The following is a 16,842-nucleotide window of genomic DNA, read 5'->3' on the forward strand; positions in this document are numbered from 1 at the left end:
CCTATCAGCAGCTGACTCGAAATATGTTTCTTTGGCAGAGATAGCCGGGCATAGAAGTACTGCGGCGAGCAGAATCATTAACTTTTGCATGTTAGAACGAAGGGTTTGTACGTTGATGGCCTCAGTAGCCATTTTCGGGCGAAATTTAATCAAGGATTGACAAACGGCCTCGTTAGAAAACTCTAACCCACTGTACTTTTGGTTCAATCTTTTAGTTTAACCCTATATTTCCATTTAATCAAAGCCATGATGTTAAACAAAATTATGTTTGGATGTCTTTTAGTAGTTACAGGTTGCAAAACCAATGATCCTACACCTGATAAAGATTTCGTTTTGAAATTTATAAAAGAAAATCCTGGACGGTCAAGTATTAAGTTAGTGAGAAATGATACGGTATTTGCGTTGCACAACGGTGATAAAATGATGCCTTTGGCAAGTACGGCCAAAATTATTCTGGCGATTGAGTATGCAAGACAGGCCGCTGCCGGAGAAATTAATGCAGCTGAAATGGTTCCTGTCGCTGACTTAGAAAAGTTTAATGTTTCCGGTACGGATGGCGGTGCCCACATAAACTGGCTTTCAGCCGTTTCTGCAAAAATAATAAATCAAAAAATAAGTATTAGGGAAATCTCCAAGGGAATGATCCAGTTTAGCTCAAATGCTAATCAGGAATGGCTGATTGAGAAACTGGGACCCGAAAAAGTGGAAGCTGAGCTAAAAAATTTAGGAGTTAAAAATCATGATAAAGTGTTTTTTCTGGCTTCGTCACTTTTTGTGGGCAAGGAGGCATTTCCGGGTTTAAAGGATAACCTGCTTGTGGAAAAGCTCCGTGGCATGAGTAATTCTGATTATTTAACTTATATCAATTTGATTCATAAAAAATTGCTTATAGATCCATCATACAAGTCTGATTTGGGAGACTTTGGTACGGATGTTCAAAAAGTTTGGTCAGACCGACTGACTGGTTCTACTGTAACTGAGTATGCAGGCATTTTGAAAAAAATTAATGACCGGAAATTTTTCAGTATCGAAGAGCAGAAGTACCTGGATGAAATAATGGAGTACCTATTGGAGAATCCTGCTAACTCGCATGTATTTGAACATATTGGAATAAAGGGAGGTTCAACTCTATTTGTTCTGACAAAGGCGGTTTATGCTACGGACAAAAAAGGCAACAAAGTTGAGTTTGCTTACTTCTTCAATGAGCTTTCGAATGAAGAAAATAGTCGTTTGCAGGTTGGTATGAATTATTTTGATCAGAATATTTTATTAAAGCCAACGTTTGTGCAAGAAGTTAAGGAACAAATTTCCAATTGAATTGAGAAGATAATTTGTGCTCAACTGCTGCTTTGCAAAAGTAAAGTAGCTTTGCAAAAAAAATTAAATAAAATGTCAGAAATGAAAATTATATTAATAGCATTGGCCACCATTGTATTCGTTGCTTCTTGTAAAAAAACGAACGACCCAACACCTTCGTTTAAAGAGACAAAAATTGATTTGATCACCCACAACTAACATCGTTTTCTGCAATAACAAACACCAAGTATTTAGTTGTTTTTGAATCCGGATTAGGCAACGACCATACGGTATGGACTGAAAAAGCTATTGCTTCACAAATAAACAGCAACTCTGATGTGCTCATGTATGACCGGGCAGGTTATGGAAAATCAGAAAATGGCCCAACTCCAAGAAATATTGAACGGTTACGAACCGAATTGGAAAGCGTGATCAATACATTTTCAAACGGAAGAAAGGTAATATTGATTGGACATTCATTAGGCGGTTTGATCATTAGAGACTACGCAATTAAAAATCCTCTGAAAACGGCAGCCCTATTATTTGTTGATCCCACACACGAATTTTATAGCCATCCCTCGCAGGCTGATGAAGATCTGCTTTACGAGAATGCCAAAAATGCCGGTGGTGCAAATTCCGGCGTGGCATTTGAAGCTAGGGAATTTATAGAAGACCTACAATACGTCAGTAAATCATCCTCTTTACCGAATGTACCAGTAATTGTGTTAACCAGCATGCAAGTGGATGCTACCCATCCTTTATCAGACAAGCAAATACTGTATAACGCACACGAATTGTTAGGAAAGAATGTAACTGATTTTAGCCATATTGCCACAACAAAATCAGGACATGCCATTATGATTGAGGAACCGACCCTGGTGATTGACAATTTTAATCTATTGATTTCAAAATTGAGATAAAAATTGTCGTCCCGGGTTAAATGAAAAGATTGTACGGCAGTGGCCGCCGCATAAACGCCCACCAGACGGTTAACATCTATACCAATGGTAGTTACGAATATTAACACCATTAAAAGAATTTTAATTGCTTTTGATTGGGTAATTATGGCGAGTATATTTTCACAAAAGGTGCATTTGAATCCACAGCTGCGACCAGTCAAGGGTAACATTCCTATCGATTATCTGTTAACTAAATCAATTCAGTTGAAAAATACTTTTGAAAGTTTTTCATGATTATTTTTTTGACCTCGGTAATACTTACATCAAATCCAATCTCCCTACTCAAGGAAGTTGTTTCCCTGTCTGGCGAATCAATAGAACAGGGAATGAAATACTGATAAAAGCTCATGTTGTTATTAACATTTAGAGCGAAACCATGATTAGTTACCCATCTGGAAAGATGCACGCCGACAGCACAAATCTTTTTTTTCTTAGCAGTCACTTCATCATAAATCCAGACGCCAGGAAATTCGTGATCGTAATAACCCGATATATTATAATTCCCAAGCGTATCAATGATGACATTGGCCAGAGTTTCAATATACCACCTAATGTCTGTTTTAAAATTTTCCAGATCCAGTATTGGATAGCCTACTATTTGCCCCGGACCATGGAAGGTGATCGCACCCCCTCTTTTGATAGTTGATATTTCGAGGCCAACATTGGGAAGTTCACTTCTGTCAATTAACAGGTGGCTTTCTTTGGCAGAACTTCCACAAGTAAGTATGGGATAGTGTTCACACAATATCAGTAGATTCGACTCCGAAGTGTCAAATTTTTGCGTTTTAAGTAATATAATCTTTGCCCGCTCTTCAATCTGGAAATCCACCGCTGTCTGGTGAGGAATTACTTTTTTGTCTACATAATATGTTTTTGTTCTCATGTCATCCTCTTCAAATACTTAAGCGATCATATAATGAATATTCACAGGCTCATCCTTTAGTAATTTTTGATTTCTCCCAAATTTACCGGAATTGTGCCAATATCGATTAAAATGAAAGTCAGCTTGATTGATCCCTTGGCTAGTTCGAAGGCTATTCTAGTGTTTGCCCCATACCCAGCTTGCAGCTTGTCAACGTATTGACATTCTCAGCAAAGCAAACTTGACACTCTAAGCAAAACCCTTCTTTGCTGAGCTGACTAATTTTGCTTCATAAAATATATATCAAATATGAAAGCAATCATTTTAAAAGAAGTCGGTGAGCCACAAAATCTAGTTTTGGCAGATGTTCCCCTTCCCACCATAGCAGCAAATGAGGTACTGGTACAGGTGAAAGCCATTAGCGTAAATCCCGTAGATGCCTATGTGCGTCGCAACAAGGCGTATCTGGATGCGGTTTACCAGACTCAAGGCAACGAGGAGCATATTATTCTAGGCTGGGACGTTTCAGGAATTGTGACCGAATTAGGCGCGAGTGTGACCAAGTTCAAGATCGGTGATCAAGTTTTTGGCAACTTCAAGTTTATCGGACAGGCAAATGCCTATGCAGAGTTTATTGCTGCCCCTGAAAACGAACTTGTCCTTAAACCAGACAATGTAACCTTCGAAGCAGCTGCCGGTGCAACTATGGCAGCCATGACGGCTTGGGTTTCTTTGGTCAATCATGGAAAGATCAAAAAAGGCGATAAAGTAATCATTCATGGAGCTTCCGGGGGTGTTGGCCATTATGGCGTGCAGTTCGCCAAACATTTTGGGGCATATGTTGTCGGTGTAGCATCCGGGGACAACCGGGATTTTGTCCTCGGAATTGGGGCCAACGAATTCATTGATTACAAATCACAACGTTTTGAAGAGCTCGTTACAGATGCAGACATCGTTCACGACAGTGTATGGAGCGATGATGACAAACATATCGAGCGTTCACTCAAAGCCTTGAAGCCAGGCGGTACATTGCTCAGCCTGATCGTCTACCCAGAAACTGAATTTGTTGAGAGGGCTTTGAGTGAAAAAAATGTCAAGGTGCTTAGGGTCAATGTGACCCCTAACCCAACCTATGAGCATGATATGGAATATGTGGCCAGACTTCTGTCGTCGGGTGAAGTAAAAACACACATTTCCCATGTATTCCCGCTGGAAGAAATGTACAAAGCACATACAATTGTGCAGACAAAAAATACAGTCGGGAAAATCATCGTTGTGCCTTAATGCGAATGGATATGTCGAGTGAATCAATTGTCAGGCTCCATGCCAGGGCCACCGTTAAGGCCAGTGACTGGCAGACTTTTAAACAAATGGTAGCCGAAACCAGGGAGGTTGTAAAAAAAGAAGGGCCTGAAAGCGTGCTGACGCATGAATGCTATTTTGACCCTGCCACCTTCGAATGCCTGATCATTGAAGCTTATGCCAGTGAAGCGGCATTGCTCACTCATCTTGAAATGATAAAACCCGTTTCAGAAAAATACAAAGTTGATTGGAAAATTAACCGACTGGAACTGTTTGGTGGATATTCCAAAGATTTAATTGACGTGATGCGGCAAGCAGTGGATGATCACTCATTCAACCATTATCCTTCCCTTTTGTTACAATAAACAGCAAGTACGCAACTGAGCAATCAGTTGCGTACTTGCCTTAATGGTGAAAGGTGAACGCTTAAATTTAAAATACTGGTCAGATCAAATTTGTCGGCGCGTACCCAAACTGCTTTTTGAAGGCAAAAGAAAAATGTGACAGATTTTCAAACCCCGCTTCCAGATATACTTCGACAGGTTTTCTATGTTTTTCGCTGAGTTGATAATGAGCAAGTTCCAGTCGCTTTTTAGTAAGCCATTTTTGTGGAGAAGTATAAAAAGCCTTCTTAAAATCCCTGTGGAAGGTAGATAAGCTCCGCCCGGTCAAGTATCCAAACTTTTCAATGGGCATATTAAACATATAATGCTTTTCCATAAAGTCAGCCAGACTGATTTTACCTGGCTGAGAGAAATCGGCCAATAGGCTATCAATATTGTTGTCAAGCGATCGGAGGATGGAAATAGCTTCTTCTAACTTCAACCTGGCAATGTCGATCGGCAGTTCGTCTTCCAGTTCGAAATAGGACGCCAGTGAAGCGAAAAAGCCGTCTAATAATGGATGTGGGTCGAATTTCCTGGTTTTATGTGCAAGCGGCAGAATTGGCTGTAACGTATGTTTAGTATAAAATTCTTTTAGCCGTTCGGTCGTTAATCCGAGCACAACTGCTTTGTAAGGCCGTCCGTCTTTTGGCCGTTTGATTACAGCTGACAATTGATTGCGTGGAAAAAGTAATGTATCCCCTGCACCAAACATATATGAATTTTCCGCCTGGACCACTTTCATTTCCCCGGAAATAATCCGGACAAACGAATGAAATTCAAGGATGATCTCGTCTTTATAAAATTTATCTTCCGTTACCGCCCAGACGATTGATGCAAATTTATTCTGCTGCTGCTCTGCCATTGTTAACTATTTTTAGTCAAAAATAGAGGAATTTAACCTACAAGGCTTTGTTTTAAACGTCATTTTCACTTTGTCGAAAATGTCAGTAATTAGTCAGATAGGGACAGCTTACCGGATCAAGGAATAATGTCTCTTGACAATTTGGAGAGTTTATGGGTTGCTGACCGAAACAGTAACTTTACCAAGCTCTGTCTTCACCTCCTGATAACGATATGCTTCTTCAATAGCTTCAAGAGGAAAATCAAGGTCAGATACTGTCGGGCACAGTTTACCAGTCGATACCAGCATGGCCACATCAGCCAGTATCTTTCCCTGACGCGCCCTTCCAACTCCTGAAATCAGGGGGTACAAAGCAAAGATGCCTGAAAAACTAGCTCCACGGAACGATAAAGAGGTCAGACTATGGGCTCCCCAACCTGACACACTCACGACCCTTCCTGTATAGCGCTTCACGGCGCCGAACGAAGCTTCCAGGACATCACCACCTACTGTATCAAGGATCATATCAAAGCCCAGATCGCCAGTCAGCTCGTTGACATAGTCTTGTACAGACTGGCTTTCAAAATCGACCGGCCATGCCCCGAATTCCCGGATCACATCTGCTTGTTTGCTTGTGCCGGTAGCAAAAACTTCCGCGCCCCTGGCCTGCGCGATCTGGATCGCCAGGTGCCCCACCCCGCCTGCTCCTCCCTGTATTAGCACTGAATCTCTTTTTCGCACTGCGCCACGCTCGACGATTGCTTCCCAGGCCGTAATGGCATATAGCGGCAAGGACGCTGCCTCTTTAAAACTAAGTTGATCCGGTTTTTTTGCAAGAAGCGCAGGGTCGGCGGCAACATATTCAGCCAGTGTTCCTTGAATACCAGCAACCCCTCCTGCCATGCCAAATACCGCCTCGCCTACATGGAAATTTATTACATCCTTTCCAACTGCTGTAATGATGCCCGACATATCGGTGCCAAGTACCGCATTGGGTAATTTAACTTGTGCAAAAGGCACCATACCAGCCCTGATTTGCAGGTCGATTGGATTGATACCGCTTGCCACAACCTTGATCAGGACTTGCTGACTGCTTATTTGTGGTTTGGGCAGGTCTGTTAGCTCAAATGGGGTATTGAATTGATTCAGAATTAGTGCTTTCATGATCTTACATTTTTTCCAGGTTGACAAATGTTTTAATTGGCAGGGCCCTATCCAGGCCCTGCCCGCTTCAACGCCACTAGCAAATTGCTTTTGGTTCTAAAAATGCCTCTAACCCGTACTTGCCATATTCCCGGCCAATACCTGATTGTTTGTAACCGCCGAAGGGTGCTACCAAATCAAAGCTAAACTGGTTGATGGCAACCCGCCCTGCTTGTATTCTGAAGGCAATCTTTTTTGCCCGGTCTTCATCAGCAGAACTTATATAGGCAAATAGACCATAGTTAGTATCGTTTGCGATTTCAACCGCTTCTTCTTCATCCTTATAGGTGATGATAGAAAGCACCGGTCCAAAAATCTCTTCCCGCGCGATCCGCATATCATTCTTCACACGGCTGAATACGGTCGGTCGAACGAAATTACCTGCTTCAAGTCCCTGAGGATGCCCCTGGCCACCTACAAGGAGTTGAGCACCTTCCTCCTGACCGATCTTGATGTAATCCTGGACGCGCTGATACTGCTTTTTGCTCACCATTGGCCCTACTACCGTGTCTTCGTCTGCCGGGTTGCCTACTTTCAAATTTTCGACAGTGGCTTTCATAATGGTTTCAACTTCTTCAAGACGGCTTTCAGGTACCAATAGCCGGGTGCCTGCTACACAAGCCTGCCCACTGTTCATGAAAGCCAGCAATGCCGCCATGGGTACAGCCGTCTGAAAATCAGCATCTTCCAAAAGTATGTTAGGTGATTTCCCTCCCAGTTCCAATGTGACACGCTTCATAGTGTCGACAGCGCCTTTGGCAATCATTTTACCCACTGCCGTCGAACCTGTAAAGGTAATTTTAGCGATATCCGGGTTGAGCGTGATCTCATTTCCAACAATTTCTCCACGGCCGGTTACGATATTAAAGACGCCGGCTGGCAGGTCCGCTTCATGCAGGCATTCGGTGATGACCTGGGTCTGGATTGCGCTCATTTCACTAGGTTTGATCACAGCCGTGCACCCGGCGGCCAGGGCAGTCGATAATTTGCTGCAGATAAAACCACTGCTCGCATTCCAGGGCGTGATGATGCCGACAACGCCAAGCGGCTCCAACAATACTTCGGAATCTCCCAGCCTTTGCTGAAATTCAAAGCTTTTGAGAAGGTCTATGTTCGATCCGATAAAGGCCAGGCAGGACTTGGCTGCTTCTCTGGTGAATTGCAGCGTGCCGCCGTATTCCAGTAGCATCGCCTGAATAATGTCATCCTGACGGCGCTCGACTGCATCATATATGCGCTGCAAATAGACAATGCGCTCAGCTGGGGTTGTTCGCGAATATGTTTTGAAGGCGTTTTTTGCAGCAGCAATAGCTGCTCTGGTATCCTCTTGATCGGCAAGTCTGACAGTGCCAATCTGGGTGTTGTTTGTCGGGCTGACCAGCTCGAACGTTTCTGTGCCATGTGGTGTAACAAAATTCCCATTGATGTAAATGCGTTCAATCATTTTCATGATAGTTGTTTATTTAAAGTTTAAAAATATACAAGTGGATAATTACGTTAAGGCATAAGGGTAGCGTACAGGTGCATGATGCACCTGTCAGGAAAGAAAAAAGGGGTAATTTTTATTAGTTGAAAGACCTCCGGTAGGCTAGCGGAGAAAGGTCTGTTTTCGTTTTGAAAAAACGGTTAAACGACTGCGAATGACTGAAACCAAGCTGGTAGGCAATTTCTCCAACTGAAAGTGTTGTTGCGGCCAGGTTTTCCTTCGCCTTTTCGATGAGTTTATTCTGAATATGCTGCTGCGTATTCAGGCCAGTGAGTGATTTGAGCATATCACTCAGATAATGGGGTGAGACAAATAGCTGGGCGGCAATGTCTTCTACTGACGGCAAGCCTTCTTCGCTCACCTTATCACTATCAAAATACTCAGTCAGGATACCTTCAAGCCTGGCAAGCAGGTCATTATTGAGGTGTTTTCGGGTAATGAACTGTCTATTATAAAAACGGTCGGCATGGTTCAGCAGCACTTCAATCAACGCAATGATGATCTTTTGACTGAATTGGTCGGTATTAACCCGGCATTCCTGGGCAATGCTGTCGGCCACAGCATCAAGCAGGCTTTCTTCCTTCTCGGAAAGAAATAAGGCTTCATAAATTTCATAAGAAAAAAAACCGAAATTCTTAATAATCTTACCAAAAGGGTGATCCCTGATGAAATCCGGATGTATGAGCAGAATCCAGCCTTCCTTGGCATTGGCATTGGTCGAAAGTATTTGTCCCGGAGAAAAAAAAGAGATCTGGCCTGCATCAAAATCCACATAGTTCTGGCCGTACCGGATTCTTCCGTCAAAGCGTTTCACCAACAAGATCATGTAAAAATTGTAGATCGCCTTTTCAGAAATTTCCGTAGCAAAATCGCCAAGATCCTGGAAATTAATCACACTAACCAATGGATGGCCAGGCTCAGCAGTGCCTAATATTTTGTGAAACTCTGGGATGGAATTGAAGGTCATCATTCCTTTTTTCTCCGGTTTCATAGCTAGTCGATTTTATAATTAGAGTGTTTCCAAGTCGATTACAAAACGGTACCGGACATCTCCACGGACCATCCTTTCAAAAGCGGCATTGATGTTTTTTATATCTATCAATTCCACGTCGGCTGTAATATTGTGGGCTGCACAAAAATCCAGCATTTCCTGGGTTTCAGCCAAGCCTCCTGCCCCGGAGCCTGTCACCGATTTATTTCCAGACAGAAGTGAAAATGGCGATAATTCAAAAGGTTCGGACGGGATTCCAACACATATGTGAGTCCCGCCATTTGCTAATAGCCCCAGGTATAAATTTAGATCATGTTTGGCCGATACACAATCGATGATAAAATCAAAAGTGCCCTTAACAGATTCTGCTTCATCAACATTGCTCATGTCTATAAAGTGATGAGCCCCAAGTTCCAATGCATCGTAACGTTTCGCAGGAGAATTGCTCAGTACCGTCACATCCGCGCCAAAGGCCAATCCGAATTTGACGGCCATGTGCCCCAGACCACCCAAGCCAAGTACCGCCAGCTTGTGTCCCTGGCCTACATTGAGCCTGCGCAGTGGTGAGTAGGTTGTAATCCCTGCGCACAGCAAAGGCCCCACACCCTTGGGATCGAGCACTTTGGACACCTGTAAAGCAAACTTCTCGTTCACCACGAGAATATTTGCATATCCGCCATATGTTGGCAATCCATCCTTACCCAAGCTGTTATACGTCCATACGGTGCCATTAGAACATTGGTTCTCGTGGTCATGCCCGCATTCCTGGCACACCCCACAGGAGTCAACCATCACACCTACCCCGGCCCAGTCACCTCTGGCGAACTTTTTAACATGCGCCCCGATTTCGACGACTTCCCCTACAATTTCATGACCTGGAACCATCGGAAAAATCCCAGGAAACCAATCATTCCGAATTTGATGCAGGTCGGTATGGCATACGCCACAATACATAATTCTTAACTGAACATCGTGTGGACCTAATTCACGGACCTGAAACTCCCATGGTGCCAGATCGGCCTGCGGATCTTGGGCAGCGTAACCTTTTGCGTTAATCATAACTTTCTTTGCTGTTTGAATGATTGTTTAACTATTACAAAGGTCAGATTCAAGATGCTGCTAAATGTAGCTCAATCGGGGTATGTTGTATCACTTTTTGAGTGAATGGCTGGTCGTCGGATTGCCCAGGGCGCTTATATTGAAGATACCTGTAACAAATCGTCCCAAAATCGTAAGTTTCGCACATGTGTACAACACGCTGGTCCTGGCAGGCATCATCAGGATGAAATGATAATAGTATTTCGGTAATCAGGATATACGTATTGGAATCAACATTATTTTTCAATAACCGGTGTGCCTCAATAACGGCCTCCCCATATAATTTGCGAAATCCTTTAAGAGAAAATTCAATGATCCTTCCGTAGTGGGCGACCATTTTGATGGATAGCCGTGAAGCTTGCGGAACAGATTCCGACATTTGCCTGGTCAAGTCCCAAAAACCATCGATCATTGCTTCAAACTGCTGTTTGAGTATGGACGGTAAGGGTGGCCGGCCAGGCAGGTAAAAAAGAATTGCGTCCCCTTCGATCTCAGAGACTCTTAAACCAAGCTGGTTGGTTTCCATCAATACACCAAGCAAGCGGGTCATGACCCTGGATCCCTGGATGTAATCTGCTTCATGGACAAATCTGGTATAACCACTGATGTCAACAATCAAAACGGTACCCATCTCATCCAGGTTGCGGGCGGACCGATCAAGATTCTTTGGCCTTTGCATAACTTTATTCTTTGGTATGCAGCAAATTTCACTAGTATGCAGATAGAAAATGTAGCTGGATCGCTGCAAAATGTAGCATAGTCTCCAACTGTTAACAGAAGTTAGCTTAATGTTTTCAGCGCATTTTGAATCACGGTATGAATTGCTTTTGCTTTGCCGACCGGAACGTCGAGCTGATCGATTTTAAAGGCATTTATAAGTTCTTCTGCAACTTCCAATGGAGGTATACCGCGTGAAGCCCCACCAATTGCCGTAGAAAATTCTGTATTTACCAAAGGTGGGATCAGCTCGAAAATCTTAATATTGCTTTGAGCCAAAGCAGATCTCAGTGATTGGGTATAAAAATGTAAAGCAGCTTTGCTTGCAGCGTAGGTAGGTGCAACGGAAAATGGTCTATAGGCTGCCTGAGAGGTCACATTGACAATAGCAGACCGTTCCTTTTCCAACAGCCCAGGAAGCATTAACTCTGTAAAATGGACAATTGCCAAGTAATTGGTATTTATTTCCTGCTGTGCGAAATCAAATGAATCTTTGATCTGGTCCAAACTGTAAAAGTTTGCGGTACCAGCGTTGTTGATGATTATATTTGTTTGGGGGTACTGCTGCTGTAAACTATCTACAATACGAACTCTCTCATCTGCTATCGACATATCACCAGCCATAGCTACGGCTCCGGGTAGACTCTTTAAAGCGTGCCTTAAACGGTCTTCATCCCGTCCATTGATAATTACCTTATTTCCTTTTTCATTAAAATTTCTTGCTATTTCAAGGCCTATGCCCGCGGAACCGCCTGAAATAAAGATTGTATTATTTGCTGTTTCCATTTTGTTTATTTTTTACGTTACAACTCGGTTTTATCGAATTCATTTCTAACCTCTCCGCGCAGACCACAGACACCTTTAAATATCACAAATATTGTGATACTAATCATGAATAAAGTAATTCTATTGGGTTATGTTGTAACATTCCCTTAAAGCTTACCGTTTTCTAGTACGCTGATAATTTCCGAGTCTATTGACAACGATTCAGCTAAGCATGAAAGAACAATGATCTGTATATCAGGCATCTTTGGTTTGTTCGGATAGAATCTAAATTTACCATCAGCGTTGATTTCGTCTCGAAAAACTATTTTGGCAATAGTCGAAAAATTGGCTTTCAGATTGTGTACTGTTATTACGGCCTGGCACCCTTATTAACTTACTGAATTTCAGCAAAATGCAAATTTTTTTTCATCAAATATCAACCGCACAACTGGTCTCTTGAATTTGACAGCATTCGTCATCAAAAAGCACCTCATTGGTCGAATAGACTCAATGTTATCAAAGCATAATATGATATGTAACCGTATTTAATATAATTTAACACTAAACGAACAAACTATAAATGAACAATAGTCTATTGGTGGTCAATCTGCCACGGAATCAGATGATCAAGTCATCCGAATTCTCCACCGTTATCCGGTAAGTAAAAAAGCGATGCAATTGAAAGCGGTTGCTGGGAAACTGAAAACCAACCCAAACGGCTGCTTTACCAATTGTCACTAAAAGTATGATCAAAGTTTCGATTTAATTAACTTCAAGCGGTCAATTATCCCCTTGTTTATCCCTTTCGCAATATTCTACATTTGAAATGAAATCTTTACTCTATTCAGTTGCCCTCGCGTTGCTTGTCATACAGCACATTTCTCCTGCAATTGCACAGTCTGCAAGGCTCTCTGCCAGGGCGGATTCGCTTTTTACGGAATGGAACAAGCCGGGCAGTCCCGGCGCAGCGTTTGGGGTTGTTCATCAGGGCAAATTAATATATGCCAAAGGTTTTGGCGAATCGGATGTGGAGACCGGTGCAAAGAACGGGCCGGAAACGATTTTTCATGTTGCCTCTGTTTCAAAGCAGTTTACGGCCTATGCTGTTGTCCTGCTGGCGCAACAGGGAAAACTCTCGCTGGACGATGACATCCGCAAATACATCCCGGAGGTCCCGGATTTTGGCAAAACCATCACAATCCGCCACCTGATCCATCATACAAGCGGCCTGCGCGACCAGTGGAACCTGTTATCGATGGCAGGCTGGCGGCTGGACGACGTCATTACCAAGGAACATGTGTTTAATCTGATCAAAAGGCAGAAGGAGCTGAATTTTGAGCCGGGCAGTGCATTCGCTTATTGCAACACCGGTTATACCCTTCTAGCTGAAATTGTAAGCCGTGTGGGGAAAAAGCCATTCGCGGAGTGGATGGAGCAGGAAGTTTTTAAGCCGTTGGGGATGAAAAATACGCTGTTCTACGATGATCAGGAGCAGATTGTGAAAGGGCGCGCATACTCTTTTCACAAGTCGCAGGAAAAGGAGGGAGCATTTGAAAAAGCAATTTTAAGTTATGGTAATGTGGGTGCAACCAGCTTATTTACAACAGTTAATGACCTTTTATTTTGGATTAAAAATTTTAAGACTTCTCAAATCGGGGGACCGTCGGTGATGAAACAAATGCTCGAACGCGGGCGCTTGACGAAGGGCGACACGCTGCCTTATGCATTCGGGTTGGCGCATGGCAATTACAAAGGACTGGCTTACTATGGTCACAATGGTGCTGATGCAGGTTTCCGGTCGTCGATCACCTATTTTCCGAAGGAGGATTATGGCTTCATAGTTTTGAGCAACCAGGCAGAATTTGCGCCGGAGCGGAAAGCATTTGAATTGGCTGGGATTTACATGGCTTCCTTGTTTAAAGAAGAGAAGAATGTTGTCAAAAAACCAGCTGCTGTGGCCACAAACGAAAATTATAAATTTGACTCTACGCTTTTCAGAAATTATGCCGGCGCTTATGAACTGGCCGAGGAGCCCGGGTTTATTATGAATTTCAGAAAAGAAGGGGACCGATATTTTACCCAGGCAACCGAGCAACCGCAAGCTGAGATCTTCCCTTCATCCGACACAACATTCTTTCTGAAAGTGGTCGAGGCTTCTGTCATTTTTCACAAGTCTAAAGAAGGCCAGGTAAAAAAGATCACATTGCGGCAAAATGGTGAACATCCTGGGAACCGCGTGCAACCCAGGCAGGACTCAGACATAAAAAAGGAAGATTTTACTGGCCAATATTACAGTCCTGAGCTGGAAACGATTTATACAATAAACCTCAAAGACAACAAGTTAAAACTCGTTCATGTGCATCATGGGGAAGTGGATCTGAATGTGGTCAATAAGGACCGGTTAAGTGCTCCCTGGTGGTTTGTCCAAAATATAGACATTGTACGCAGCACTTCCGACGAGATCACAGGCCTTCGCATGACGAACGGGCGTGTTGTGAATTTATGGTTTAAAAAATTGCCCCCGGACTTTGCAGCGGATGCAAAATAGAGTGCCGACTGATCCCTTCAACTCCGTTACCGACATTTATACTGCATATCCAGCGCCCTGCGATTGGAATAAAATCCGTCTTTCGGATAGCCGTCCACGTTGTATTTGAATGTGTAATCCAATACGACAACCTTTCCGTTAGCAGGATAAGTGACGGTGACTTTGGTCCGGTTATTGGTTGAAAGTAAATGTTCCTGACCATCAAAAAGGGTGCCCTGGATTGTATACAACCTTTTGAATGGGTTGGGGATTGTTGTCATACTGATATTCGTTCACTGTGATCAGCTCACTTTTGGGCGAATATCTCTTTAATATTGCCAGGTTTCCCTTTGGCATCGATTTCCAACTCGATCCGATCGTACGCTTTCTCTACATAAATTTTTGGATCATCCGCATTGCCGGTGCGCTCGAAAAGGCTTCTTTCGGCCCGGGCCATTTTGCCGTTCGCCCTTTCAACATTCACCCTTTGCCTTGGGATTGTTTTCTTTTCGAACCAGGTTTTTCTGGACAAAAGGTCGTATTTCTGCAAGCCTTGCTAACGGGAGAAGTACTTCCCCCCTCTTTGGCGCTCATGCATACCTATCAGGACATCTATCCGGAGACGCTTCCCGACGAACTGAAATATTACAAGCAGTATGGCCTGGGATTGATGAAAATTGAGACCGACCACGGCACTGCCGTCGAGCATGACGGCCATGTGTACGAGTTCGTGGGAAAGGTATTTTACCTACCCTGAGCACAAACTGACCGTCGCGATTCTGCTCAACGGCTGGTCGCCTCAAAGTGTAGCAGTGCTTAATGCCAGGGAGACATTTAACCTGCTTTTTTGAGCGATTGGCCAGGAAGATACGAGTGACAGTACTACTTTTGTCATATGAAAATCCTCATAATGGGCGCATCCTGTGCTGGGTCGACGACGCTGGGTAGGGCGTTGTCGGAAAAGCTGGCCAGCCCGTATTTCGACACGGACCTGTTTTTTTGGAAACAGTCTGATATTCCGTTCACGGTAGAACGGGATCCGGCAGTTCGAAACCAAATGCTTAACGAATCTTTGTCGGCGCTGGATCATTACATTGTCGGTGGCTCACTTGTCAGCTGGGGAGAGGAATGGCAGTCCATGTTTGATCTTGTCGTTTTTCTATATGAGGTAAATCATGCCATAGGCTCCGCTCTGATAATTTGAAATTCGTGAACAATTTTTCGGTGGCCGTCGCGCGGGGTAGTTTTTTCTTCCTTGCATCCCTGAAGTTACAAAAATCCAAGATTGCTGGGAAGCATTTATCAATTTTTAATTGAAGTTCAGCAACGGATACGGCCATTTAATGTATAGCAACGCATTGAAAATCTGATTAAATAATCTACTGATTTATCAGCAAACTACCCGTATGATAAGCACCAAAACATCCCCGTCCGCCAATAATGTTGGTGTAAACCAGTACCGGTTCGACAAATGGATTACCACTGTTTCCATTAGCCTTTATTTTTTTACAAAATTTGGAAAAAGAATAGTAAACCAGTTTTTGAAATCTATGAATTAATGTGCTTTCATCAATACTAAGCCTGTTATAGTGCTGTTATCAGGATGTTGGGATAGGCTCTGCTTTCATATTGAAAATGCTCAAAGGATTGATTTACAATCTTGATTTCACCAATCGGGTAACTGTCAGGCCTGCAAGGATTATCTGTTTCTTTTCTGCTCACCTGGTAAGAAAGCACTGCCGTTCCCTTATTGCCTAGCTGAATGTTAAACTGATATTCACCTGGCGTCTCATTAAAAAATCCAATGGTTAGCGAGCCATTCAGTGCGTCAAATCCGGTTGTATTTATAACACTCCAGTTTTTATAAGCAGTCCCGGATCGTTTGTCGGTTATTTTTATAAATGCGGTATCAACTATCAACGGCTCCCTGGTTTGTTTATCAATGAATTTTACGATAATCTTCGCCGGTGGACTTTCATTGAGCAGCCCCTCACAGGGGTCTGTATGAGCTTTTTTACAGCCAGTAAAAATATTAAGAAATAGTACTGTCAATAAAATCCGCTTAAAGGGAAGGTTTTGTTTTTTAATCATGCGATTACCGGTTTAGAAAACTAGCTATTTTAATGACACAAGATTGATAAGAAACGTTGTATCAACTTGTGAAATAGCTGGAAGCCAACCATGAAATTTTGCTCTTTATTGCTCAGCTTACTTTCCTGAATGTACTATTACAATTATTTTCACAAACTTGGGTTAAATTAAAAGATTGAACGAAAAGTACCGCGGGTTCGGTAGAGCTTTTTGTCTAGTGAGATGTTTGCTACGTGTAAATCTCACCGCCATCTTTGAATATTGAAGAGTTTGAAGTTTACCTTTTCTCAAAATATGCTCACCGGAACTAGCTGCCAT

At 43.0% G+C, this 16,842-nt stretch carries 17 protein-coding genes and 1 pseudogene; 7 read left to right on the top strand and 11 right to left on the bottom strand.

What is annotated here, in order from left to right; all coding sequences use genetic code 11:
- Positions 1–246 precede the first annotated feature (246 nt).
- Entirely contained in the window at positions 247–1,317 is a 1,071-nt protein-coding gene (locus MUK70_RS10650) for a serine hydrolase (protein ID WP_244784792.1), read from the top strand.
- A gap of 212 nt (positions 1,318–1,529) precedes the next feature.
- Positions 1,530–2,216, top strand: a complete 687-nt coding sequence (locus MUK70_RS10655; protein ID WP_234658711.1) for an alpha/beta fold hydrolase — start codon at positions 1,530–1,532, stop codon at positions 2,214–2,216.
- Positions 2,217–2,445: 229 nt separating this feature from the next.
- Here the strand turns inward: MUK70_RS10655 and lipB are convergent, their stop codons facing one another.
- Complete coding sequence (gene lipB / locus MUK70_RS10660) at positions 2,446–3,138, bottom strand: lipoyl(octanoyl) transferase LipB (protein ID WP_234658524.1); 693 nt, start codon at positions 3,136–3,138, stop codon at positions 2,446–2,448.
- A 288-nt stretch (positions 3,139–3,426) separates the two neighbouring features.
- Between lipB and MUK70_RS10665 the strand changes: the two genes are divergently transcribed.
- Entirely contained in the window at positions 3,427–4,401 is a 975-nt protein-coding gene (locus MUK70_RS10665; protein WP_234658525.1) for an NADP-dependent oxidoreductase, read from the top strand.
- An 11-nt stretch (positions 4,402–4,412) separates the two neighbouring features.
- Positions 4,413–4,784: an NIPSNAP family protein gene (locus tag MUK70_RS10670; protein WP_234658526.1), complete on the top strand. Its 372-nt coding sequence runs from the start codon at positions 4,413–4,415 to the stop codon at positions 4,782–4,784.
- Positions 4,785–4,863: 79 nt separating this feature from the next.
- Here MUK70_RS10670 and MUK70_RS10675 read toward each other — a convergent pair whose 3' ends face one another.
- The 8 genes and pseudogenes from MUK70_RS10675 to MUK70_RS31265 form a co-directional block, all read right to left on the bottom strand.
- On the bottom strand, positions 4,864–5,667 hold the full coding sequence (locus tag MUK70_RS10675) for an AraC family transcriptional regulator (protein ID WP_234658527.1): 804 nt from the start codon (positions 5,665–5,667) through the stop codon (positions 4,864–4,866).
- Between the two features lie 150 nt (positions 5,668–5,817).
- Positions 5,818–6,810, bottom strand: coding sequence for a zinc-dependent alcohol dehydrogenase family protein (locus MUK70_RS10680; protein WP_234658528.1), 993 nt, complete (start codon positions 6,808–6,810; stop codon positions 5,818–5,820).
- A gap of 76 nt (positions 6,811–6,886) precedes the next feature.
- On the bottom strand, positions 6,887–8,299 hold the full coding sequence (locus MUK70_RS10685) for an aldehyde dehydrogenase family protein (protein ID WP_234658529.1): 1,413 nt from the start codon (positions 8,297–8,299) through the stop codon (positions 6,887–6,889).
- Positions 8,300–8,414: 115 nt separating this feature from the next.
- Positions 8,415–9,326 (bottom strand): helix-turn-helix domain-containing protein, encoded by a 912-nt coding sequence (locus MUK70_RS10690; RefSeq protein ID WP_234658531.1) that lies wholly within the window; start codon positions 9,324–9,326, stop codon positions 8,415–8,417.
- 18 nt (positions 9,327–9,344) lie between these two features.
- Entirely contained in the window at positions 9,345–10,385 is a 1,041-nt protein-coding gene (locus tag MUK70_RS10695; protein ID WP_234658533.1) for an NAD(P)-dependent alcohol dehydrogenase, read from the bottom strand.
- A gap of 49 nt (positions 10,386–10,434) precedes the next feature.
- Positions 10,435–11,103 carry a DUF2652 domain-containing protein gene (locus tag MUK70_RS10700; RefSeq protein WP_234658535.1) on the bottom strand — a complete coding sequence of 223 codons (669 nt, stop codon included), beginning with the start codon at positions 11,101–11,103 and terminating at the stop codon, positions 10,435–10,437.
- A gap of 101 nt (positions 11,104–11,204) precedes the next feature.
- The gene (locus MUK70_RS10705) at positions 11,205–11,927 is read right to left on the bottom strand and encodes an SDR family oxidoreductase (RefSeq protein ID WP_234658536.1); all 723 of its coding nucleotides are present in this window, start codon (positions 11,925–11,927) and stop codon (positions 11,205–11,207) included.
- Between the two features lie 179 nt (positions 11,928–12,106).
- Positions 12,107–12,277, bottom strand: a pseudogene (locus MUK70_RS31265) (IS982 family transposase); the annotation flags it as partial.
- Positions 12,278–12,732: 455 nt separating this feature from the next.
- Between MUK70_RS31265 and MUK70_RS10710 the strand changes: the two are divergent.
- Complete coding sequence (locus MUK70_RS10710; protein ID WP_234658537.1) at positions 12,733–14,454, top strand: serine hydrolase; 1,722 nt, start codon at positions 12,733–12,735, stop codon at positions 14,452–14,454.
- Between the two features lie 26 nt (positions 14,455–14,480).
- Here the strand turns inward: MUK70_RS10710 and MUK70_RS10715 are convergent, their stop codons facing one another.
- The gene (locus MUK70_RS10715; RefSeq protein WP_244784794.1) at positions 14,481–14,714 is read right to left on the bottom strand and encodes a hypothetical protein; all 234 of its coding nucleotides are present in this window, start codon (positions 14,712–14,714) and stop codon (positions 14,481–14,483) included.
- A 17-nt stretch (positions 14,715–14,731) separates the two neighbouring features.
- On the opposite strand from MUK70_RS10715, the gene MUK70_RS10720 reads away from it, so the two are divergent.
- Together MUK70_RS10720 and MUK70_RS10725 are read left to right on the top strand one after the other, a co-directional pair.
- Positions 14,732–15,190, top strand: coding sequence for a hypothetical protein (locus MUK70_RS10720; protein ID WP_244784796.1), 459 nt, complete (start codon positions 14,732–14,734; stop codon positions 15,188–15,190).
- Positions 15,191–15,328: 138 nt separating this feature from the next.
- Complete coding sequence (locus MUK70_RS10725) at positions 15,329–15,637, top strand: P-loop NTPase family protein (RefSeq protein WP_234658540.1); 309 nt, start codon at positions 15,329–15,331, stop codon at positions 15,635–15,637.
- A gap of 380 nt (positions 15,638–16,017) precedes the next feature.
- On the opposite strand, the gene MUK70_RS10730 is transcribed toward MUK70_RS10725, so the two are convergent.
- Positions 16,018–16,524: a hypothetical protein gene (locus MUK70_RS10730; RefSeq protein WP_234658541.1), complete on the bottom strand. Its 507-nt coding sequence runs from the start codon at positions 16,522–16,524 to the stop codon at positions 16,018–16,020.
- Positions 16,525–16,842: the final 318 nt, after the last annotated feature.

The organism is Dyadobacter chenwenxiniae, assembly GCF_022869785.1.
In the GTDB taxonomy this organism is placed as follows: Bacteria; Bacteroidota; Bacteroidia; order Cytophagales; family Spirosomataceae; genus Dyadobacter; species Dyadobacter chenwenxiniae.